Origin of the sequence: Streptomyces sp. NPDC088810, from assembly GCF_044750305.1 — a bacterium.
Lineage (GTDB): Bacteria > Actinomycetota > Actinomycetes > Streptomycetales > Streptomycetaceae > Streptomyces.
Map to the genome: position 1 here is coordinate 183,657 of NZ_JBIVJQ010000011.1, position 20,872 is coordinate 204,528.

At 71.2% G+C, this 20,872-nt stretch carries 20 protein-coding genes and 1 riboswitch; of the genes, 13 read left to right on the plus strand and 7 right to left on the minus strand.

From position 1 onward, the window contains the following. Positions 1-202 precede the first annotated feature (202 nt). Positions 203-751: a murein hydrolase activator EnvC family protein gene (locus ACIP4Y_RS30215; RefSeq protein ID WP_401398849.1), complete on the minus strand. Its 549-nt coding sequence runs from the start codon at positions 749-751 to the stop codon at positions 203-205. Between the two features lie 275 nt (positions 752-1,026). On the opposite strand from ACIP4Y_RS30215, the gene rpsB reads away from it, so the two are divergent. The 12 genes from rpsB to ACIP4Y_RS30275 all read left to right on the plus strand — a co-directional run bounded on the left by rpsB (position 1,027) and on the right by ACIP4Y_RS30275 (position 13,435). Continuing rightward, on the plus strand, positions 1,027-1,929 hold the full coding sequence (gene rpsB, locus ACIP4Y_RS30220; protein ID WP_401398850.1) for a 30S ribosomal protein S2: 903 nt from the start codon (positions 1,027-1,029) through the stop codon (positions 1,927-1,929). A gap of 185 nt (positions 1,930-2,114) precedes the next feature. Next, entirely contained in the window at positions 2,115-2,951 is an 837-nt protein-coding gene (gene tsf, locus ACIP4Y_RS30225; RefSeq protein WP_361465639.1) for a translation elongation factor Ts, read from the plus strand. A 204-nt stretch (positions 2,952-3,155) separates the two neighbouring features. Beyond that, on the plus strand, positions 3,156-3,914 hold the full coding sequence (pyrH, locus tag ACIP4Y_RS30230; protein WP_358636388.1) for a UMP kinase: 759 nt from the start codon (positions 3,156-3,158) through the stop codon (positions 3,912-3,914). A 175-nt stretch (positions 3,915-4,089) separates the two neighbouring features. After that, entirely contained in the window at positions 4,090-4,647 is a 558-nt protein-coding gene (gene frr / locus ACIP4Y_RS30235; protein ID WP_358636390.1) for a ribosome recycling factor, read from the plus strand. Next, positions 4,647-5,789 carry a phosphatidate cytidylyltransferase gene (locus tag ACIP4Y_RS30240; RefSeq protein WP_401398851.1) on the plus strand — a complete coding sequence of 381 codons (1,143 nt, stop codon included), beginning with the start codon at positions 4,647-4,649 and terminating at the stop codon, positions 5,787-5,789. The genes frr and ACIP4Y_RS30240 overlap by 1 nt, the downstream gene beginning before the upstream one ends. Positions 5,790-5,978: 189 nt before the next feature. Continuing rightward, on the plus strand, positions 5,979-7,238 hold the full coding sequence (locus ACIP4Y_RS30245) for a cytochrome P450 (RefSeq protein ID WP_401398852.1): 1,260 nt from the start codon (positions 5,979-5,981) through the stop codon (positions 7,236-7,238). A gap of 40 nt (positions 7,239-7,278) precedes the next feature. Next, on the plus strand, positions 7,279-7,467 hold the full coding sequence (locus tag ACIP4Y_RS30250) for a hypothetical protein (RefSeq protein ID WP_401398853.1): 189 nt from the start codon (positions 7,279-7,281) through the stop codon (positions 7,465-7,467). A gap of 73 nt (positions 7,468-7,540) precedes the next feature. Continuing rightward, positions 7,541-8,647: a 23S rRNA (adenine(2503)-C(2))-methyltransferase RlmN gene (rlmN, locus tag ACIP4Y_RS30255; protein ID WP_401398854.1), complete on the plus strand. Its 1,107-nt coding sequence runs from the start codon at positions 7,541-7,543 to the stop codon at positions 8,645-8,647. A 37-nt stretch (positions 8,648-8,684) separates the two neighbouring features. Beyond that, a riboswitch (TPP riboswitch) is annotated at positions 8,685-8,793 on the plus strand. A gap of 81 nt (positions 8,794-8,874) precedes the next feature. Further along, the gene (locus ACIP4Y_RS30260; RefSeq protein WP_401398855.1) at positions 8,875-9,948 is read left to right on the plus strand and encodes a thiamine ABC transporter substrate binding subunit; all 1,074 of its coding nucleotides are present in this window, start codon (positions 8,875-8,877) and stop codon (positions 9,946-9,948) included. 44 nt (positions 9,949-9,992) lie between these two features. Beyond that, positions 9,993-11,594, plus strand: coding sequence for an ABC transporter permease (locus tag ACIP4Y_RS30265; RefSeq protein ID WP_401398856.1), 1,602 nt, complete (start codon positions 9,993-9,995; stop codon positions 11,592-11,594). Continuing rightward, positions 11,595-12,614, plus strand: coding sequence for an ABC transporter ATP-binding protein (locus tag ACIP4Y_RS30270; protein WP_401398857.1), 1,020 nt, complete (start codon positions 11,595-11,597; stop codon positions 12,612-12,614). A gap of 23 nt (positions 12,615-12,637) precedes the next feature. Beyond that, complete coding sequence (locus ACIP4Y_RS30275; protein WP_401398858.1) at positions 12,638-13,435, plus strand: maleylpyruvate isomerase family mycothiol-dependent enzyme; 798 nt, start codon at positions 12,638-12,640, stop codon at positions 13,433-13,435. A gap of 56 nt (positions 13,436-13,491) precedes the next feature. On the opposite strand, the gene ACIP4Y_RS30280 is transcribed toward ACIP4Y_RS30275, so the two are convergent. From ACIP4Y_RS30280 to ACIP4Y_RS30305, 6 genes are all read right to left on the minus strand, one after another. After that, positions 13,492-14,184, minus strand: coding sequence for an LAETG motif-containing sortase-dependent surface protein (locus ACIP4Y_RS30280; protein WP_401398859.1), 693 nt, complete (start codon positions 14,182-14,184; stop codon positions 13,492-13,494). Positions 14,185-14,382: 198 nt separating this feature from the next. Beyond that, a complete protein-coding gene (locus ACIP4Y_RS30285; protein ID WP_401398860.1) occupies positions 14,383-14,790 on the minus strand; it encodes a VOC family protein in 408 nt (135 codons plus the stop codon). Positions 14,791-14,888: 98 nt separating this feature from the next. Continuing rightward, a complete protein-coding gene (locus ACIP4Y_RS30290) occupies positions 14,889-16,337 on the minus strand; it encodes a hypothetical protein (protein WP_401398861.1) in 1,449 nt (482 codons plus the stop codon). Next, a complete protein-coding gene (locus ACIP4Y_RS30295) occupies positions 16,319-17,059 on the minus strand; it encodes an ATP-binding cassette domain-containing protein (protein WP_358647113.1) in 741 nt (246 codons plus the stop codon). The genes ACIP4Y_RS30290 and ACIP4Y_RS30295 overlap by 19 nt, the downstream gene beginning before the upstream one ends. Before the next feature lie 189 nt (positions 17,060-17,248). Continuing rightward, the gene (locus ACIP4Y_RS30300; protein ID WP_358647115.1) at positions 17,249-18,613 is read right to left on the minus strand and encodes an aspartate aminotransferase family protein; all 1,365 of its coding nucleotides are present in this window, start codon (positions 18,611-18,613) and stop codon (positions 17,249-17,251) included. A 19-nt stretch (positions 18,614-18,632) separates the two neighbouring features. Continuing rightward, the gene (locus ACIP4Y_RS30305) at positions 18,633-19,154 is read right to left on the minus strand and encodes an Lrp/AsnC family transcriptional regulator (protein WP_358647117.1); all 522 of its coding nucleotides are present in this window, start codon (positions 19,152-19,154) and stop codon (positions 18,633-18,635) included. A 170-nt stretch (positions 19,155-19,324) separates the two neighbouring features. Here ACIP4Y_RS30305 and ACIP4Y_RS30310 point away from each other — a divergent pair, with 170 nt between their 5' ends. After that, the gene (locus ACIP4Y_RS30310) at positions 19,325-20,764 is read left to right on the plus strand and encodes a gamma-aminobutyraldehyde dehydrogenase (protein WP_358647119.1); all 1,440 of its coding nucleotides are present in this window, start codon (positions 19,325-19,327) and stop codon (positions 20,762-20,764) included. Positions 20,765-20,872 lie beyond the last annotated feature (108 nt).

Below are 20,872 nucleotides of genomic sequence, written 5' to 3' on the forward strand. Positions count from 1 at the left end.
CGTCAGCAGCCACGGTGGGGCAGGGACAAGGGGTTCAGGTAGGCGCCGACGCCGGCCGTGTGCGGCCGGGCCCACCCTGCCCAGGCACGGCTTCGCGCGCGGCTCGGCTTTGCTCGGGCGGGGGCGCCACCGGCGTCGCGCGTCGGCTGTTACGGCGGCACGGCAGGGCCTGCCCGTCGGCGTTCCCGGATATCACGGCCGGTCATCGAGGCGTGACCGGTAGCAGTCGCGACGGTCCCCTCGTCAGCAGCCACGGGGGGAGCAGGGACAAGGGGTTCAGGTAGGTCTCGCCGCGGAGCAAGCCCCAGTGGACGCACGGTGTCGGCCCGCAGTGGGAGCCCGGGGCCTCCACCGACCCCACCACCTCGCCCGCCGCCACCTCGTCGCCCTTTCCCACCGACGGGCGCACCGGCTCGTACGTGGTGCGCAGGTCCGTGCCGGTCAGGGCCACCGAGACCACGCCCCGCCCGGCCACCCGCCCCGCGAACAGCACCCGGCCGGCCGCGACCGCCCGCACCGGCGCCCCGGGCGGGGCGGCGAGGTCGACACCCCGGTGCCCGGGGCCGTACACCGTCGCCGGCGGCTCCCAGCCGCGCAGGACCGGCGGCCGTACGCCCACCGGCCAGGCGCGGCCGAGGGCTGGGACCGGCGCCTCCACGGACGGCGGCGGCGGCTCCGCCCAGGCCGGCGGGGTGAGCAGGGCCGCCGCCGACGCCAGCAGCAGAGCCGTCCACAACGTCACGTATCGCATACCGCACACCGTCCCGCATCCCCGCCGATCACCGCCGGACCCTGTGGACCACTCGCCGGTTGTGGACAGTGGCGTCACCCGGTACCCCGGCGGTCCCGTACACTTCTTCTGGCGATCCGGGTCACCGGGTCGACTTCGCACGCCCCGGTACGGCAGCCGGCAACGGTTCGTACCAAGCGCCCCTCGGTCCCTCGCGGCACGGCGCATCGCGGGCGTCAGGCGCGGCCGCCGTCCGGCGGACGCGGCACAACCGAGAACACCAAGGAGAAACGGCCATGGCCGTCGTCACGATGCGGGAGCTGCTGGAGAGCGGCGTCCACTTCGGTCACCAGACCCGTCGCTGGAACCCGAAGATGAAGCGCTTCATCTTCACCGAGCGCAACGGCATCTACATCATCGACCTGCTCCAGTCGCTGTCGTACATCGACCGCGCCTACGAGTTCGTCAAGGAGACCGTCGCCCACGGCGGCACGGTCATGTTCGTCGGCACGAAGAAGCAGGCGCAGGAGGCCATCGCCGAGCAGGCCACCCGCGTCGGCATGCCCTACGTCAACCAGCGCTGGCTGGGCGGCATGCTCACCAACTTCTCGACCGTCTACAAGCGTCTGCAGCGCCTCAAGGAGCTCGAGCAGATCGACTTCGAGGACGTCGCCGCGTCCGGTCTGACCAAGAAGGAGCTTCTCGTGCTCTCGCGCGAGAAGGCCAAGCTGGAGAAGACCCTCGGTGGTATCCGCGAGATGCAGAAGGTGCCCAGCGCCGTCTGGATCGTGGACACCAAGAAGGAGCACATCGCCGTTGGTGAGGCCCGGAAGCTGAACATTCCGGTCGTCGCGATCCTCGACACCAACTGCGACCCCGACGAGGTCGACTACAAGATCCCGGGCAACGACGACGCGATCCGCTCCGTCACCCTGCTCACCCGCGTGATCGCCGACGCCGTCGCCGAGGGCCTCATCGCCCGCTCCGGCGTCGCCACCGGCGACAAGGGCGAGAAGGCCGCGGGCGAGCCGCTCGCCGAGTGGGAGCGCGACCTGCTCGAGGGTGAGAAGAAGGACGAGGCTCCGGCCGCCGAGGCCGCCCCGGCCGAGGCCGCTGCCGCCGAGGCTCCGGCCGCCGAGGCCGCTGCCGCCGAGGCTGCTCCGGCCGAGGCCGCTGCCGCCGAGGGCGAGCAGGCCTGACGCAGGTCCGTCAGCGATCGACGGCGGGGGCGGTACCGCATTCACCAGTGCCTTCCGGCGCGGTGAAGTCCGCCCCCGCTGTTCACCCGTAGGTCGGCACGACGTACGCGTTCCCCGTTTCCATGGGGAACGCAGACGTGCGGATCCAGAAGATCTCCCAGACTTCGAGAAAGACTCACAGACTCATGGCGAACTACACCGCCGCCGACGTCAAGAAGCTCCGTGAGCTGACCGGCGCCGGCATGATGGACTGCAAGAAGGCGCTGGACGAGGCCGAGGGCAACGTCGAGAAGGCCGTCGAGGCGCTGCGCATCAAGGGCCAGAAGGGCGTCGCCAAGCGCGAGGGCCGCTCCGCCGAGAACGGCGCCGTGGTCTCCATCATCGCCGACGACAACTCCTCGGGCGTCCTCGTCGAGCTGAAGTGCGAGACGGACTTCGTCGCCAAGGGCGAGAAGTTCCAGGCCGTGGCCAACGCCATCGCCGAGCACGTCGCCAAGACGAACCCGGCCGACCTCGAGGCCCTGCTCGCCTCCGAGATCGAGTCCGGCAAGACCGTCCAGGCGTTCGTGGACGAGGCCAACGCCAACCTCGGCGAGAAGATCGTCCTGGACCGCTTCGCGCAGTTCGCCGACGGCTACGTCACCGCCTACATGCACCGCACCATGCCCGACCTGCCCCCGCAGATCGGTGTCCTGGTCGAGCTGGACAAGCCGAACGCCGAGGTCGCCAAGGGCGTCGCCCAGCACATCGCCGCCTTCGCGCCGAAGTACCTCTCCAAGGAGGACATCCCGGCCGAGGTCGTCGAGTCCGAGCGCCGCATCGCCGAGGAGACCACCCGCGCCGAGGGCAAGCCCGAGGCCGCGATCGCCAAGATCGTCGAGGGTCGTCTGAACGGCTTCTTCAAGGACGCCACGCTGCTCGGCCAGCCGTACGCCCTCGACAACAAGAAGTCGGTCCAGAAGGTCCTGGACGAGGCCGGTGTCACCCTGAAGCGCTTCTCGCGCATCAAGGTCGGCATCTGAGTCCGTACCGCGATCGACCGCGACCCCGCGAGAGATTCTCGATAGGGTCGAGAGCAGTCGTCCGCGCACACCGCCACACCCCGGCGTGAGGCGGACGGCAGCAGATCTGACGAGGAGGCCATTGCCGCGCATGGGAGCGAAAAGCAACCCCACCGGCAATGGCCTTCTTCGTATGTGCAACACGTGAAAGAGGCGGGATCCCCCATGACCACCAAGGCCCAGAAGAGCGACGACGGCAAAGTGCGCGGCCGGTTTCTGCTGAAGCTGTCCGGAGAGGCCTTCTCCGGTGGCGGGGGCCTGGGCGTCGACCCGGACGTGGTGCACAAGATCGCCCGTGAGATCGCGGCCGTCGTGCGTGACGGCGCCCAGATCGCGGTCGTCATCGGCGGCGGCAACTTCTTCCGCGGCGCCGAACTCCAGCAGCGCGGCATGGACCGCGCCCGCTCCGACTACATGGGCATGCTCGGCACCGTGATGAACTGCCTCGCCCTCCAGGACTTCCTGGAGAAGGAGGGCATCCAGTCCCGCGTGCAGACCGCCATCACCATGGGCCAGGTCGCCGAGCCGTACATCCCGCTGCGCGCCGTGCGCCACCTGGAGAAGGGGCGCGTGGTCATCTTCGGCGCCGGTATGGGCATGCCCTACTTCTCCACCGACACCACCGCCGCCCAGCGCGCCCTGGAGATCGACGCCGAGGCGCTGCTCATGGGCAAGAACGGCGTGGACGGGGTCTACGACTCCGACCCCAAGACCAACCCCGACGCCGTCAAGTTCGACGCCCTCGGCTACGGCGAGGTCATCACCCGTGACCTCAAGGTCGCCGACGCCACCGCCATCACGCTGTGCCGCGACAACAAGCTCCCGATCCTGGTCTTCGAGCTTCTCGCGGAGGGCAATATCGCCCGCGCCGTCAAGGGTGAGAAGATCGGCACCCTGGTGGGTGACGAGGGCAGCCGGGGCTGACCCGGGATCAACCCCGCCGGTCACGTGCGGCCCTGTGAGGGGACCGGACCCCGGCCGGGGGATGGACAATGTCCTGCCGGTCGGGAACCGTGCAGGAAGAAGACGCGACGCAGCCGGCCGCCGACCGACTCAGGAACCGCAGCCGGGCCTTACTCAAGACACGCAGGAGCAAGTGGTGATCGAAGAGACCCTCCTCGAGGCCGAGGAGAAGATGGAGAAGGCCGTCGTGGTCGCCAAGGAGGACTTCGCCGCGATCCGCACCGGGCGTGCGCACCCGGCGATGTTCAACAAGATCGTGGCCGACTACTACGGTGCCCTGACGCCGATCAACCAGCTGGCCTCGTTCTCCGTGCCGGAGCCGCGCATGGCGGTCGTGACCCCGTTCGACAAGAGCGCGCTGCGCAACATCGAGCAGGCGATCCGCGACTCCGACCTGGGCGTCAACCCCAGCAACGACGGCAACATCATCCGGGTGGTGTTCCCCGAGCTGACCGAGGAGCGCCGCCGCGAGTACATCAAGGTGGCCAAGAGCAAGGGCGAGGACGCCAAGGTCTCGATCCGCTCGGTGCGCCGCAAGGCCAAGGACGCCATCGACAAGATGATCAAGGACGGCGAGGTCGGCGAGGACGAGGGCCGCCGTGCGGAGAAGGAGCTCGACGACACCACGGCGAAGTACGTCGCCCAGGTGGACGAGCTCCTCAAGCACAAGGAAGCGGAGCTGCTCGAAGTCTGATGAGCGACTCTTCCTGGGGAGCGCCGCCAGCGGCGGGCCAGGCCGGGTACTGGGGGCCCACCGGGGGCGGCCCCGCCCAGCCTGTCCCGGGGGCCGTCCCGGCGGGTCCCGCGTACGATGCGCCTGAGGCGCAGCAGACTCGCCCCATGCCCTTCGTGCCCGACGTAGCCGCGTACGGCGGAGACCAGGACGACGACCGGGGGGCCGCTCGGCTGAGCGGCCCCTTGTTCCGAGACGAGACGTTGCAGGCCCGGGAACTCCCGGCCGAGAACCAGAACCCGGAGCCCATGTCCGACGCCCCGCAGCCGGCGCCTGCGCCGCAGAAGAAGAGCGCGGGCCGTGACCTGAGCGCGGCCATAGGCGTCGGCGTCGGGCTCGGTGTGGTGATCGTCGCGTCCCTGTTCATCGTCAAGGCCGTGTTCGTCGGCGTGATCGCGGTCGCCGTCGTCGTCGGCCTGTGGGAGCTGACCAGCAGGCTCCAGGAGCGCAAGGGCATCAAGGCGCCCCTGGTGCCGCTCGCGCTGGGCGGTGCGGCGATGGTCGTCGCCGGCTACGTGCGCGGCGCCGAGGGGGCGTGGGTCGCCATGGCGCTGACGGCCCTGGCCACGCTGGTGTGGCGCATGACGGAACCACCGGAGGGCTACCTCAAGGACGTCACGGCCGGCGTCTTCGCGGCGTTCTACGTGCCCTTCCTGGCCACGTTCGTCGCGCTGATGCTCACCGCCGACGACGGCCCCTGGCGGGTCCTCACCTTCCTGCTGCTGACGGTCGTCAGCGACACCGGTGCCTACGCGGTCGGCTGGCGCTTCGGCAAGCACAAGCTCGCCCCGCGCATCAGCCCCGGCAAGACCCGCGAGGGCCTGCTGGGCGCGGTGCTGTTCGCGATGGTCGCGGGCGCGCTGTGCATGCAGTTCCTCATCGACGACGGCAGCTGGTGGCAGGGCCTGCTGCTGGGCCTCGCGGTCGCGGCCAGCGCCACGCTGGGCGACCTCGGCGAGTCCATGATCAAGCGGGACCTGGGCATCAAGGACATGGGCACCCTGCTCCCCGGGCACGGCGGCATCATGGACCGGCTCGACTCGCTGCTGCCGACGGCTCCGGTGGTGTGGCTGCTCATGGTGGTCTTCGTCGGCTCGGCGTGAGCGGGTACGGCTCCACGCGTACGGCTTGCGGGCCCCCGTCCTGAACGCAGGGCGGGGGCCGTCGTCGTACCCGGAGACCCCCGCACCCGGATGCCGCAGCGTGAATCGGCGGGCGGGACCCGCGCGCGGCAGACTCCCTCACAAGGACGGCGGTTCCGCCGCCCCGGCGACGCAGCAGGGAGTCTGCCCATGCCCCTCGACCCCGCCCCCGCCCCGCTCGACCCCACCCCCGCCCCGCTCGGCCGGGCCGCCGACCCGCCGGTGCGTTTCTGGGCCGTCGAGGACCGGCCCGCGCTCGACCCCGACCCGTTCCTGGACGAGCTGCTGCGGGAGGAGCCGGTCACCCGGATCAGGCTGCCGTACGGCGAGGGGCACGCCTGGCTGGTCACCCGGTACGAGGACGTCCGCTTCGTCACCTCCGACCCGCGCTTCTCCCGGGAGCGGGTCGTCGGCCGCGACGTGACCACCATGCGCCCGGTGCCGGTGGCTTCCCAGACGGCGGGCCTGCAGTACATCGACCCGCCCCGGCACACGCGGCTGCGCCGGGTCGTGGCCCGCGCGTTCACCGGCAGGAGCATGCAGCGGATGCGGCCGCTCGCCGAGCGCCGGGCCGCCGAACTGCTCGACGGGATGCGGCGCACCGGCCCGCCGGCCGACCTCATGGAGCACCTGCACGGCCCCTTCCCGCTCGCCGTGCTCCGCGACTTCCTCGGGGTCGAGGAGAAGGACTGGCACCTCTGGGCGGAGACGGGCGAGGCCCTGCTGTCCGCGGGCGCCGAGGCCGAGGAGCGGGCCCGGGAGGCCGCCCGGGTCACCCGGACCCGGATCACCGAACTGCTCCGGCGCCGCCGGACGGAACCCCGCGATGACCTGGCCGGAGTGCTGGCCCAGGCCGCGGCGACGGGCGAGATCACCGACGACGAGGCCCTCTCGCTCGCCATCGCCGTGCAGGTCAGCGGCGGCCACGCGGTCCGCAACAACAGCGGTTCGATGATGTACGCGCTGCTCACCCACCCCGAGCAGCTGGACCGGCTGCGCCGGGAGCCGGAGCTGCTGCCCCGGGCGGTGGAGGAGCTGTTCCGCTACGTCCCGCACCGCAACGGCGTCGGCATCCCACGGATCGCCACCGAGGACGTCGAGGTCGGCGGCCGGCTGATCCGGGCCGGTGACGTGGTCTACAACGCCTACGTCGCCGCCAACCGCGACCCCGCGGTGTTCCCCGACCCCGACGCCCTGGACTTCGACCGCGAGAGCCCCGCCCATGTGGCCTTCGGCCACGGCCCGCACCACTGCCTGGCCGCCGTCATGGCCCGCATGGAGGCCGAGGTCATGATCGGCTCCGTCCTCACCCGCTTCCCCGGCATCCGGCTGGCCGTGCCCCCCGAGGAGGTCGAGTTCCAGCGCCGGGGCCTGATCCGCGGACCGAGGACCCTGCCCGTGACGTGGTGAGGCGGTTCGTGGCAAGGTACGCGTGAACCAAGGGGGGAACATGATCTTTCTACTGCTCGGCTTCCTGGCCCTCGCCGTCGGCGGATGCGTCTGCGTGGTCTGGGCGGAACGCGGCGGCCCACGCTGGGTCCGCGTCGTCGCGTTCATCACCCGCACGGCGGGCGAGCTGCTGAGCAGCGGGCAGAAGAGCCGAGGCCGCGGGTCGAACACCGCCGACGACGGCGACTAGAGCCGACCCCGCCACAATCCCGGCAGGCCATCCCGACAGGTCACCCGATTGGATCTGCGACACTGGTACAGCCATGCCTAAGCCCGGAGAACTCACATTCGTCGCGCCGCGCGGAGCCAAGAAGCCGCCGCGGCATCTCGCCGACCTCACGCCCGCCGAGCGCAAGGACGCGGTGGCCGGGATCGGTGAGAAGCCGTTCCGTGCCAAGCAGCTCTCGCAGCACTACTTCGCGCGGTACGCGCACGACCCGGAGCAGTGGACCGACATCCCCGCCGGTTCGCGTGCCAAGCTCCAGGAAGCGCTGTTCCCGGAGCTGATGACGGTCGTCCGGCATCTGTCCACCGACGAGGGGACCACGCGCAAGACGCTGTGGCGGCTGTTCGACGGGACGCTGGTCGAGTCCGTGCTGATGCGGTACCCGGACCGGGTCACCATGTGCATCAGCTCGCAGGCGGGGTGCGGGATGAACTGCCCGTTCTGCGCGACCGGGCAGGCGGGTCTGGACCGGAACCTGTCCACCGCCGAGATCGTTCACCAGATCGTCGACGGGATGCGGGCGCTGCGGGACGGGGAAGTGCCCGGCGGTCCCGCGCGGCTGTCGAACATCGTCTTCATGGGCATGGGCGAGCCGCTCGCCAACTACAAGCGGGTCGTCGGTGCGATTCGCGCGCTCACCGATCCCGCTCCGGACGGGCTGGGGCTGTCGCAGCGCGGGATCACGGTGTCCACGGTCGGGCTCGTGCCGGCCATCCACCGGTTCGCCGACGAGGGCTTCAAGTGCCGGCTGGCGATCTCCCTGCACGCCCCCGACGACGAGCTGCGCGACACCCTCGTCCCCGTGAACACGCGGTGGAAGGTGCGCGAGGTGCTGGACGCCGGGTTCGAGTACGTCGAGAAGAGCGGGCGCCGGCTGTCCATCGAGTACGCCCTCATCCGGGACATCAACGACCAGGCGTGGCGCGGTGACCGGCTCGGGCGGCTGCTCAAGGGCAGGCCCGTGCACGTCAATCTCATTCCGCTCAACCCGACGCCGGGGTCCAAGTGGACCGCCTCCCGGCCGGAGGACGAGAAGGCGTTCGTGGAGGCCATCGCGGCCCATGGTGTGCCCGTCACCATCCGGGACACCCGTGGTCAGGAGATCGACGGAGCCTGTGGTCAGCTCGCGGCCACCGAGCGGTAATCTGGCCACGTCCTACAATCTCAGTCCACATATCTTCATATTCCGACAGGGGAGCGCCACAGCGCTGAGAGTGCGGCGGACAGGGCCGCAGACCCTCTGAACCTCGCCCAGGTCATTCTGGGTAGGAAGTTCGGTCATCACTCAAGCTGTTGCGCCCTGCCCGGGCCTCCCTCGCGGAGCCCGGGCAGGGCCGCGTCTCTTCCTGGCCAACCCCAGGAGGACATCCAGTGCACAACAAGACCCTCGTGGCCGTGGCGGTCGGGCTCGGCCTGATCACGCTGTCCGCGTGCGGCTCGACGGACACCGAGAGCGGCACCGACTCCAAGACCGTCACCCTGGTCAGCCACAACTCGTGGTCCGTCTCGAAGAACGTCCTCAAGGACTTCGAGAAGCAGTCCGGGTACAAGGTCAGGGTCCTCGAGGACGGCGACGCCGGGCAGGCCGTCAACAAGGCGATCCTGACCAAGGACAACCCGCAGGGCGACGTCTTCTTCGGTGTCGACAACACCCTGCTCTCCCGCGCCCTCGACAACGGTCTCTTCCAGCCGTACACCGCCAAGGGCCTGGACAAGGTCGGCGCCGCCTACCAGCTCGACAAGGACAAGCACCGGGTCACGCCCGTCGACCACGGCGACATCTGTGTCAACTACGACAAGGCGTACTTCAGCGAGCACAAGCTGACTCCGCCGCAGTCCTTCGCCGACCTGGCCAAGCCGCAGTACAGGAACCTCCTCGTCACGGAGAACGCCGCCACCTCCTCGCCCGGCCTCGGCTTCCTGCTCGGCAGCGCCGCGCAGTTCGGCGACCAGGGCTGGCAGGACTACTGGAAGAAGCTCAAGGCCAACGGCGTGAAGGTCGTCGACGGCTGGGACCAGGCCTACTACCAGGAGTTCTCGGGATCGTCGCAGGGGAAGAAGGCCGGCGGCGACCGGCCGCTCGTCGTGTCGTACGCCTCCTCGCCGCCCGCCGAGGTGATCTACGCCAAGAAGCGGCCCGACACCGCCCCGACCGGCGTGGCGACCGGCACCTGCTTCCGGCAGATCGAGTTCGCCGGGCTGCTGAGCAACGCGAAGAACCCCAAGGGCGCCAAGGCCTTCATCGACTTCCTGGTCTCCAAGGAGTTCCAGGAGGACATGCCGCTGAACATGTTCGTCTACCCGGTGCTGCAGGGCGCCAAGGTCCCCGCCGAGTTCACCGAGTACGGGCCGGCCGCCAAGGACCCCGAGACCATGGCTCCCGGCACGATCGCCGCCAACCGTGATCAGTGGGTCAAGTCGTGGACCTCGCTCGTACTGAAGTAGCGACCCGCAGGCGTCGCAGGGGGAACGCGGCGCGGCTCGGCCTCATGGCCCTGCCCGTCGCGTTCTTCGCCCTGTTCTTCGCCTGGCCCGTCGCCGCGATCGTGGCGCGCGGCCTGAAGGCCGACGGCACCTGGCGGTTCGGGCGGATCGCGGACGTCGTCACCCAGCCGGACATCCGGCACGTGCTGTGGTTCACCACCTGGCAGGCGCTCGCCTCCACCGCGCTCACCCTGCTGCTGGCACTGCCCGCCGCCTACGTCCTCGCCCGCCTGGACTTCCCCGGCAAGCAGCTGCTGCGGGCCGTCGTCACCGTCCCGTTCGTGTTGCCGACCGTCGTCGCCGGCAGCGCCTTCCTGGCGCTGGTCGGCCGCCACGGTCTGCTCGACCAGCTGTGGGGGGTACGGCTGGACACCACGGTCTGGGCGATCCTGCTGGCCCACGTCTTCTTCAACTACGCGGTCGTCGTCCGCACGGTCGGCGGGCTGTGGGCCCAGCTCGACCCCCGGCAGGAGGAGGCCGCCCGGATGCTGGGCGCCTCCCCGCTGACGGCCTGGCGGAAGGTCACCCTGCCCGCGCTCGCGCCCGCCGTGGCCGCCGCCGCCCTGATGGTCTTCCTGTTCACCTTCACCTCCTTCGGCGTGGTGCAAATCCTCGGCGGCCCCACCTTCTCCACCGTTGAAGTGGAGATCTACCGGCAGACGTCCGACGTCTTCGACCTGTCCACGGCCGCCGTCCTCACCCTGGTCCAGTTCGCGGCCGTCGGCGCGATCCTCGCCGTGCACGCCTGGACGGTACGGCGCCGGGAGACCGCCCTCCGGCTCGTGGACCCCGGCACGACCGTCCGGCGCCCGCGCGGCGCCGGCCAGTGGGCGCTGCTCGCCGGCGTCCTCGCCACCATCGCCCTGCTGCTGGTCCTGCCGCTCGCCGTCCTCGTCCGCCGCTCCCTCGACGCGCCCGGCCTCGGCTACTACCGGGCGCTGACCGAAGCCGGCGGCGGTACGTTCCTGGTGGCGCCCGTGCACGCGGTGTGGACCTCGCTGGAGTACGCCGTCGCCGCCACCGCCATCGCCGTGGTGATCGGAGCTCTCGCCGCCGCCGCGCTGGCCCGCCGGGACGCCGGCCGGCTGGTGCGGGGCTTCGACGCGCTGCTGATGCTGCCGCTCGGGGTGTCCGCCGTGACCGTCGGCTTCGGCTTCCTCATCGCGCTCGACAAGCCGCCGCTGGACCTGCGTCAGTCCTGGATCCTGGTGCCGCTCGCGCAGGCGCTGGTGGGCGCCCCCTTCGTCGTACGGACCATGCTGCCGGTGCTGCGCGCGGTGGACGTACGGCTCCGGGAGGCGGCGGCCGTGCTGGGGGCCTCGCCCTGGCGGGTGTGGCGGGAGGTCGACCTGCCGCTGGTGCGGCGGGCGCTGCTGGTCGCGGCCGGGTTCGCGTTCGCCGTGTCGCTGGGCGAGTTCGGGGCGACCGTGTTCATCGCCCGCCCCGACAACCCCACGCTCCCGGTCGCCGTGGCCCGGCTGCTGAGCCGCCCCGGTGACCTCAACTACGGCCAGGCGATGGCCCTTTCGACGATTCTGATGGTGGTGTGCGCCGTCGCGCTGCTGATCCTGGAGCGGCTGCGCACCGACCGGACGGGGGAGTTCTAGATGCTGCTGAGCCTGGATGCCGCGACCGTGCGCTTCGGCGGGCGGGCGGTGCTCGACACCGTCGGCCTGGAGGTCGCCGAGCACGAGGTGGTGTGCGTCCTCGGGCCCAGCGGCAGCGGGAAGTCGACCCTGCTGCGAGTGGTGGCGGGGCTGCAACCCCTGCATTCCGGGCGGGTGTTGCTGGACGGCCGGGACCAGGCCGGCGTACCCGCGCACCGGCGCGGGGTCGGGCTGATGTTCCAGGACCACCAGCTGTTCCCGCAGCGGGACGTCGGCGCGAACGTGGCGTTCGGGCTGCGCATGCACGGCGTCGCCAAGGGCGAACGGGACGCCGAGGTCGGCCAGTTGCTGGAGCTGGTCGGGCTGCCGGGGGCCGCCCGGCGGGCCGTGGCCTCCCTGTCCGGCGGTGAGCAGCAGCGGGTGGCCCTCGCCCGGGCGCTCGCGCCCCGGCCCCGGCTGCTCATGCTGGACGAGCCGCTCGGCCAGCTCGACCGCTCGCTGCGGGAGCGGCTGGTGGTCGAACTGCGCGAGCTGTTCGACCGGTTGGGCACCACCGTGCTCGCCGTGACGCACGACCAGGGCGAGGCGTTCGCGCTGGCCGACCGGGTGGTGGTGATGCGGGACGGGCGGATCGCGCAGACCGGGACGCCGCTCGAGGTGTGGCAGCGGCCCGCCGACGCGTTCGTGGCCCGCTTCCTCGGTTTCCAGAACGTGGTCCCGGCGACCGTCGCCGGTACGGCCGCCGACAGCCCGTGGGGCAAGCTGCCGGTGCCGGACGGCTCCGCGCAGGGCAGCCGCACGGTCCTCGTCCGGCCGGCCGGGGTCCGGCTGGTGCCGGCCGACCAGGGCCTGGCCTGCACCGTGACCGCCCGCACCTTCAAGGGCACCCATGTGGCCGTCCACCTCCAGCCGGCGGACGGCCCGCGGCTGGAGGCGGCCTGCGCGCTGCGGGACGCGCCCGAGCCCGGCGCCTCGGTCGGCGTGGAGTTCGACGAGGCCGAAACCCTCGTGCTGGACTGATCCACCGACCGTAGGGTGAGGTCATGCCTGTGCTCGCACATGACCGCTACTGTGACGAAATCGCCCATCAGGTCGACCGGTTGAGAGCCGTGGTGACCTCCGGCGCCGATCTGTCCGCGACCGTGCCGACCTGCCCGGACTGGTCGCTGGAGGACCTCGTACGGCACATGGGGGGCGCCCTGCGCTGGGTGGACGCCCTGGTGCGCACCCGGGCGCAGGAGAACATCCCGGAGGAGCAGGTGCCGCTGGGCGGCGGGCCGCGGGAGCGCGGTGACGCGGCGGCCCTGGACAAGTGGCTCGCGCAGAGCGGTGAGCTGGTCGTCGGCGCGCTGCGCGAGGCCGGTCCCGACGCGCGGGTGTGGGCGTGGGCCGGGACGCCGAACTCCGGCTTCTGGGCCCGCCGTATGGCCCACGAGATCACCGTGCACCGGGCCGACGCCACGCTCGCCGCCGGGCTGCCCTACGAGGTGGCGCCGGACATCGCCGCCGACGCGCTGGACGAGTGGCTGCAGATCGTCGAGTGGGTGCAGCGGAACATGCCGCGGGACCCGGCGAAGGACCTGCGCCGGCCGGGCTCCCGTATCCATCTGCACGCCACCGACGCAGGCCCGGAGCTGAACGCCGAGTGGCTGGTCGAGCTGGGCGCGGACGGGGTGAGCTGGCGGCGCGGGCACGAGAAGGCCACGGTCGCCCTGCGCGGCCCGCTCACCTCGGTGCTGCTCGCCTTCTACCGTCGGCTGCCGCTGGACGCGTCCGGTCTCGAAGTGCTCGGCGAGCGGGAGTTGCTGGAGTTCTGGCTGGAGCGGGCCACCTTCGGCTGACGCAACCGGCCCGCCCCCTGGGGACATCGGGGCGGGCCGGGGTACGGCGGTGCGGGTCAGCCGTGGCGGCTCGCGCCGCGCCGGCGCATGCCGAACCAGACCGCGCCACCGCCGACGGCGACCAGGGCCGCCGCGATGCCGGCGATCAGGCCGGTGTTGGAGTTGGCACCGGTCTCGGCGAGGTTGGAGTCACCGGCGGCCGGGGACGGCGCGTTCTCGGAGGTGCCGGCCGGGGCGGAGCTGGATGCGGAGGCCGACGGGGCCGGGGACGCGGGCTGCGCCGGGGCGGACTTGGACGGGGACGAGGAGGGGGTCGGCGACGTGCTGGCCGTCGGCTTCGCGCTCTCGCTCTCCTCCTTCTTGCAGGCGGTGGACGGGGTCACCAGGTCGGGCTTGATGTCCCGGTCGACGTTGGCGGCCTTGATGTGGACCCGGTAGGTGGCGCTCGGCTTCCAGTCCTCGGGGAAGGTGACCTCGACGCCCTCCTTCGCCCCCTTGACCGGCTGCTCGCCGACCTTCGTCTCGACACCGCCGTCCCCCTGGAGGAAGACGCTGACGGTGCCTTCGGCGGCGGAGGGGTCGGTGTCGGTGACGACGATGACACCCTTGTCGCCGTCGCACCTGGCTTCGGCGGAGAAGTCCTTGATGTTGCATGCGAGGGCGGAGCCGGACAGGCCCAGCACCAGCGCCGCCGACCCGGAGGCGACACTCAGCACGCGCACGGAACGGCGTACGCTACGGCGAGTCATGGACAACGTTTGTCCTTTACAGAGAGCAATTGCGGGGGGTGGTGGGGGATTTGGGGCGACGGATGAGGCGACGCCCCAGGATCCCCGGGAGGCTCACAGGTTTATAAGCGTCTCGTAAGCAGTGTCAACGCGTCCACCGTCAACGGCTGTTGACTTTGCCGTCTTATTAACCACCCCGACGTTTGACCGCCTTGCGCGTCAGCCCTGGACGGCCGCCGGGTCCATCCACACGACCTCCCAGGTGTGGCCGTCGAGGTCGTCGAAGGCCCGGCCGTACATGAAGCCGTGGTCCTGGGTCCGGCCGCTCGCCGTGCCGCCGGCCGCGACCGCCCTGTCGACCAGCTCGTCCACCTTCTCGCGGCTCTCGGCGCTCAGACAGATCAGCACCTCGCTGGTCGTCGTCGCGTCGGCGATCTCCTTCTTGGTGAAGGTCGCGTAGAACGGCTTGGTCAGCAGCATCGCGACGATGGTGTCGCTGATCACCACCGACGCCGCGTCGTCGTTGCTGAACCGGGGGTTGATCGAGTAGCCGAGTTCGGTGAAGAACTTCTTCGAGGCGTCGAGGTCGTTCACGGGCAGGTTCACGAAGATCATCTGCTGGTACATGCGGTCTCTCCCGTCCGGGTGGTGCGCGGTTCGTCGCGCTCGGTGGACAGACCGGCGGCCCGCGCCGAACTCATCGGCGGTCGCCCACGTTTTTTCGGTCAGCGGCTCAGGGGCAGGTCCGACAGCGTGGCGATCACCAGGGTGAGCGGGCCGAACAGGGCCAGCAGGGCGGCCGCGCGCAGGATGGCGGCCCCGCGCAGCAGGGTGGCGGGGGCGCCGAGGCGGAGCAGGGCGGCGGTGGTGCCGGCGCGGCACTGGCGGGCCTCCACGGCCGCGGTGAGCAGGGTGGCGACCGTGGAGCCGGCGACGACGAGCACGCCGAGGGCGGACAGCGGGCCGAATCCGGCGGCCGGGCCGTCGTGCAGGGCGGTCAGGGCGTAGCCGGCGGACGCCACCGCGCAGACCACGCCGAGGGGGCGGCCGATCCGGGCTGCCTCCGTCATCAGGACCCGGCCGGCGAGCAGCCGCAGCGCACCGGGCCGGCTGCACTGCAGCAGCCGGCCGCACAGGTGGGTCAGGCCGGGGGCGGCCACGACGAGTCCGGTGGCGGTGAGCAGCCAGCCGAGGAGTACGGCGAGGAAGGGAGCGGGGGTGGAACGGCCGGCGTAGGCCTGCACGGCCAGTCCGGCGGCGACGAGCGCGACGCCCCAGGGGAGGCCTACGGGGGTGTCGGCGGGGGGTGTCCCCACGGCATCCGGGGCGGCGGGCTCGGGGTCGGCCGCGGTGCCCGGCGCTGCGAGGGTGCCGTCCGCGCCCACGTGCCCCCACGCCCGGCTTCGCTCGCGCACGGGCAGCCCCATCACCTCGACGGCACGACCGCCCGCCGGATGCGGATCGCCCGTTGCCGTTGCGCCACCCGCGGCCTCGGCCACTCCGCCGCCCGCCGCCTCCGCCGCTTTCGCCACTCCGGCGCCCGCCGGCCGGCGGCCGAAGCGTGCGCCGAACCTTCCGTACGCACCGAACGTCTCCCGGCTCGTCGGGTCGCCGCAGGCGCCGGAGCGGCCGAAGCTGCGGGTGGTGCGCTGCGGGGGGCGGGGGTCTCTGGGACGCAGGGCCAGGGCGACCGTGGCCGTGGCCGTGGCGGGGAGCAGGGAGAGGAGGGTCAGGGTGGCCGGGACGGGGAGGGAGTGGCCGGCGGCCAGGAAGCCGGCTGCCGCGCCGTCGAACGGCAGGCCGGTGAGGTCGCCGCGCAGGTGCAGGAAGACCAGCAGGGCGAGCATCGAGCCCAGCGTGCAGGACAGGGCCGTCGTCAGCGCGGAGACCGCCATGAGGCGGGCCGGGCCCAGGCCCACGGCGGACAGGCCGGGCCGCGGCCGGGTTCCGGGGTCGGTGCGGGCGACCGCGACCGCGAGGTGCACCGTGGCGGCGAGCGGCAGCGCGCACCAGGCCAGGCGCAGCGCGGCGGCGTCCGCGGTCTCGGGGTGGTCGAGGGCGTGGCCGAGGCAGGACAGCAGGAGGAAGCCGGTGCCCGCCGAGGCCGCGGCCACCAGCAGGCGGCGCAGCTGGACGGCGGGCCGGGCGGCGCGGGTCAGACGGAGAGCGAGCACGCGGCCCGGCCTTCCGCGTCGGGACTGTCCGGCAGGTGCACGGTGTGTACGCGCCGCCCGTCCAGCAGGTTCACCGTCCGGTCGGCGAGGGCGGCGGTGTCGGGGTCGTGCGTGGCGAGCACGACCGTGATGCCGTGCGAGCGGGCCGCCGCGGTGAGGGTGCGCAGGACGTGGGCGCGGTCCGCGCGGTGCAGCGGGGCGGTGGGCTCGTCGGCGAAGAGGACCGAGGGTCCGGGGGCGAGCGCGCGGGCGATGGCGACCCGCTGGCGTTCGGCGTGCTGCAGGGCGTGCGGGCGGCTGCGGGCCTTGTCGCCGACGTCCAGGCGCTCCAGCCACTCCAGCGCGGCCAGCTTGGCCCGGCGGCGGCCGGCGCCGCGCAGCATGAGCGGGAGCGCGGCGTTCTCCCAGACGTTCAGCTCGGGGATCAGGACCGGTTCGGGGTCGATCCAGCCGAAGCGGTCCCGGCGCAGCCGCTCGCGGGCCATCGGGCCGAGCGTGTGCACGGGGGAGCTGTTGAACCAGACCTCGCCGGAGCGCACGGGTACCACGCCGGACAGACAGCGCAGCAGGGTGGTCTTGCCGCTGCCGCGCGGGCCGCTGACGGCGAGGATCTCGCCCTCCCGTACGCCGAGCGAGATCCCGGTGAGCCCGGGGGAGCCGTCGCGGTGCGTGAAGTGCAGGGAGCGTGCCCAGAGCACGTCGTTGTCCGGCGGGGCCTCCATGGCGTACACCTCGGTTCTGATCCGTTTTCCCTCTGTCCGATCCCCCGTCCGGGGGAACGAGAGCTGCGCCGATCGGTCACTGGAACGCTAGGCAGCCGCTGCGGGGAGGCCGGACAGCACACGGCCCCGGGCCGCCGTTCTCACTCGAACGGAGGGCGCCGGGGCCGGGTCGGTCATCCCGTCGGATGATCAGAGCTTCGTCCACGCCTCCGTGAGGGTGGCGCGCAGGATCTGCTCGATCTCGTCGAACGTCTCCTGGTTGGAGATCAGCGGCGGGGCGAGCTGGATCACCGGGTCGCCGCGGTCGTCGGCACGGCAGTACAGGCCGTTGTCGAACAGCGCCTTGGAGAGGAAGCCGTACAGGACGCGCTCGGTCTCCTCGTCGTTGAAGGACTCCTTGGTGGCCTTGTCCTTCACCAGCTCGATGCCGTAGAAGAAGCCGTTGCCGCGGACGTCGCCGACGATCGGCAGGTCGTGCAGCTTCTGCAGGGTCTGCAGGAAGGCGCCCTCGTTGTCGAGCACGTGCTGGGTGAGGTTCTCGCGCTCGAACAGGTCGAGGTTGGCGAGTCCCACCGCAGCCGACACCGGGTGGCCGCCGAAGGTGTAGCCGTGCAGGAAGGTGTTGTCGCCGTGGTAGAAGGGCTCGGCGATCCGGTCGGAGACGATGCACGCGCCGATCGGGGAGTAGCCCGAGGTCATGCCCTTGGCGCAGGTGATCATGTCCGGGACGTAGCCGAACTTGTCGCAGGCGAACATCGTGCCGAGGCGGCCGAAGGCGCAGATGACCTCGTCCGACACGAGCAGGACGTCGTACTGGTCGCAGATCTCTCGCACGCGCCGGAAGTAGCCGGGGGGCGGCGGGAAGCAGCCGCCGGCGTTCTGCACCGGCTCCAGGAAGACCGCCGCGACGGTCTCCGGGCCCTCGAAGAGGATCTGCTGCTCGATCTGGTCGGCGGCCCAGCGGCCGAAGGCCTCCGGGTCGTCGCCGTGGATCGGGGCGCGGTAGATGTTGGTGTTGGGGACCTTGTGCGCGCCCGGCACCAGCGGCTCGAAGGGGGCCTTCAGCGCCGGCAGGCCGGTGATCGACAGGGCGCCCTGCGGGGTGCCGTGGTAGGCGACCGCGCGGGAGATGACCTTGTACTTGGTCGGCTTGCCCTGGAGCTTGAAGTACTGCTTGGCGAGCTTCCAGGCGGTCTCGACGGCCTCGCCGCCGCCGGTGGTGAAGAAGACCTTGTTCAGGTCGCCCGGGGCGTGGTCGGCGAGCCGCTCGGCCAGCTCGACGGCCTTCGGGTGGGCGTAGGACCACACCGGGAAGAAGGCCAGCTCCTGGGCCTGCTTGAACGCGGTCTCGGCGAGTTCCGTACGGCCGTGACCGGCCTGGACCACGAACAGACCCGCGAGACCGTCGAGGTAGCGCTTGCCCTTGTCGTCGTAGATGTAGGTGCCCTCACCCCGGACGATGGTCGGGACGGGGGAGTTCTCGTACGAGGACATGCGGGTGAAGTGCATCCACAGGTGGTCGTACGCGGTGCGGCTGAGGTCCTTGGTGCTCACGGTTATCGGGTCCTCACGGTTATCGGGTTCCCCACATGTAGGTCTGCTTCTTGAGCTTCAGGTAGACGAAGCTCTCGGTGGAGCGCACTCCGGGCAGCGACCGGATGCGTTTGTTGATGACGTCCAGCAGGTGGTCGTCGTCCTCGCAGACGATCTCGGCGAGGATGTCGAACGAGCCCGCGGTCATCACCACGTACTCGACTTCCGACATGTCAGTCAGCGCGTCAGCGATCTTCTCGACATCGCCCTCCGCGTTGATCCCGACCATCGCCTGCCGGCGGAAGCCCACGGTGAGCGGGTCCGTGACGGCGACGATCTGCATCACGCCCTGGTCCAGCAGCTTCTGCACGCGCTGGCGCACGGCCGCCTCGGACAGGCCGACGGCCTTGCCGATCGCGGCGTACGGCCGGCGGCCGTCCTCCTGGAGCTGCTGGATGATGGCGAGGGAGACGGCGTCCAGCTGGGGACTGCCGCCGTTCCTTGACTCGCGGGACGAGTCCCTCTGGTCTGCGCTTCGACTGGCCACGACGACACTGTGCACGACGTCTCGACAGTTTCGCAAGGTCTGCGCGATGAAATTCGTTGTTTCAGAGACCCGACCTTGCGGATTTCGCAGATGTGATGGCGGTGGGGGTGTTGAAAACGTGGGTATGGCGACTAGGGTGGGTGTCTCACCGATTGGACAGCTTGAACCAGATCAGGAGGCCGGCAGTGAGCACCGAGCTGCGTCGTCTGCGCAACTACATCGACGGTGAGTTCCGGGACGCCGCCGACGGACGGACCACCGAGGTGGTCAACCCCGCGACGGGCGAGGCGTACGCGACCGCGCCGCTGTCCGGGCAGGCGGACGTGGACGCCGCCATGGAGGCTGCCGCCCGCGCCTTCCCGGGCTGGCGCGACACCACGCCGGCCGAGCGTCAGAAGGCCCTCCTGAAGATCGCGGACGCGTTCGAGGAGCGCGCCGAGGAGCTGATCGCGGCCGAGGTGGAGAACACCGGCAAGCCGGTCGGGCTCACCCGCTCCGAGGAGATCCCGCCGATGGTCGACCAGATCCGCTTCTTCGCGGGTGCGGCCCGGATGCTGGAGGGCCGCTCGGCCGGCGAGTACATGGACGGGATGACCTCGATCATCCGCCGCGAGCCGGTCGGCGTCTGCGCCCAGGTCGCGCCGTGGAACTACCCGATGATGATGGCCGTGTGGAAGTTCGCCCCGGCCATCGCCGCGGGCAACACGGTCGTCCTGAAGCCGTCGGACACCACTCCGGCCTCGACCGTCCTCATCGCCGACATCATCGGCTCGATCCTGCCCAAGGGCGTCTTCAACGTCATCTGCGGCGACCGCGAGACCGGCCGCATGATGGTCGAGCACGAGATCCCGGCGATGGCCTCCATCACCGGCTCCGTACGCGCCGGCATGTCCGTCGCCGAGTCCGCCTCCAAGGACCTCAAGCGGGTCCACCTGGAGCTGGGCGGCAAGGCCCCCGTCGTCGTCTTCGAGGACACCGACATCGCCAAGGCCGTCGAGGACATCTCGGTCGCCGGCTTCTTCAACGCCGGCCAGGACTGTACGGCCGCGACCCGCGTCCTCGTCCAGGAGTCCATCCACGACGAGTTCGTGGCCGCGCTCGCCAAGGCCGCCTCCGAGACCAAGACCGGGCAGCCGGACGACGAGGACGTCCTCTTCGGCCCGCTGAACAACCCCAACCAGCTCAAGCAGGTCTCCGGCTTCATCGACCGGCTGCCGGCCCACGCCAAGGTCGAGGCGGGCGGCCACCAGGTCGGCGACAAGGGCTACTTCTACGCCCCGACCGTCGTCTCCGGCCTGAAGCAGGACGACGAGATCGTCCAGAACGAGGTCTTCGGACCTGTCATCACCGTCCAGTCCTTCTCCGACGAGGAGCAGGCCGTCGCGTGGGCCAACGGCGTCGAGTACGCCCTGGCGTCCTCGGTGTGGACCAAGGACCACGCCCGCGCGATGCGCATGTCCAAGAAGCTCGACTTCGGCTGCGTGTGGATCAACACCCACATCCCGCTGGTCGCCGAAATGCCCCACGGCGGCTTCAAGAAGTCCGGCTACGGCAAGGACCTGTCGGCGTACGGCTTCGAGGACTACACGCGGATCAAGCACGTGATGACGTCGCTGGACGGCTGACGGTCCCCGCCGGGTCCGGCCGTTGTCCGGCTGAGGGAGCGTGGGGACTGGCCGCACAGTTCCCGCGCCCCTTCGGGCGGCCGACCGACAAGGTGCCGGACCGGCGAC

Excerpts from the sequence above, each read along its gene's own strand:
- ACIP4Y_RS30270 (WP_401398857.1), top strand. The coding sequence starts at position 11,595 with ATGCTGCTGAGCCTGGATGCCGCGACCGTGCGCTTCGGCGGGCGGGCG.
- ACIP4Y_RS30215 (WP_401398849.1), bottom strand. The coding sequence starts at position 751 with ATGCGATACGTGACGTTGTGGACGGCTCTGCTGCTGGCGTCGGCGGCG.
- ACIP4Y_RS30250 (WP_401398853.1), top strand. The coding sequence starts at position 7,279 with ATGATCTTTCTACTGCTCGGCTTCCTGGCCCTCGCCGTCGGCGGATGC.
- ACIP4Y_RS30240 (WP_401398851.1), top strand. The coding sequence starts at position 4,647 with ATGAGCGACTCTTCCTGGGGAGCGCCGCCAGCGGCGGGCCAGGCCGGG.
- ACIP4Y_RS30285 (WP_401398860.1), bottom strand. The coding sequence starts at position 14,790 with ATGTACCAGCAGATGATCTTCGTGAACCTGCCCGTGAACGACCTCGAC.
- ACIP4Y_RS30275 (WP_401398858.1), top strand. The coding sequence starts at position 12,638 with ATGCCTGTGCTCGCACATGACCGCTACTGTGACGAAATCGCCCATCAG.
- tsf (WP_361465639.1), top strand. The coding sequence starts at position 2,115 with ATGGCGAACTACACCGCCGCCGACGTCAAGAAGCTCCGTGAGCTGACC.
- ACIP4Y_RS30295 (WP_358647113.1), bottom strand. The coding sequence starts at position 17,059 with ATGGAGGCCCCGCCGGACAACGACGTGCTCTGGGCACGCTCCCTGCAC.
- ACIP4Y_RS30265 (WP_401398856.1), top strand. The coding sequence starts at position 9,993 with ATGGCCCTGCCCGTCGCGTTCTTCGCCCTGTTCTTCGCCTGGCCCGTC.
- ACIP4Y_RS30280 (WP_401398859.1), bottom strand. The coding sequence starts at position 14,184 with ATGACTCGCCGTAGCGTACGCCGTTCCGTGCGCGTGCTGAGTGTCGCC.
- pyrH (WP_358636388.1), top strand. The coding sequence starts at position 3,156 with ATGACCACCAAGGCCCAGAAGAGCGACGACGGCAAAGTGCGCGGCCGG.
- rpsB (WP_401398850.1), top strand. The coding sequence starts at position 1,027 with ATGGCCGTCGTCACGATGCGGGAGCTGCTGGAGAGCGGCGTCCACTTC.
- ACIP4Y_RS30245 (WP_401398852.1), top strand. The coding sequence starts at position 5,979 with ATGCCCCTCGACCCCGCCCCCGCCCCGCTCGACCCCACCCCCGCCCCG.
- rlmN (WP_401398854.1), top strand. The coding sequence starts at position 7,541 with ATGCCTAAGCCCGGAGAACTCACATTCGTCGCGCCGCGCGGAGCCAAG.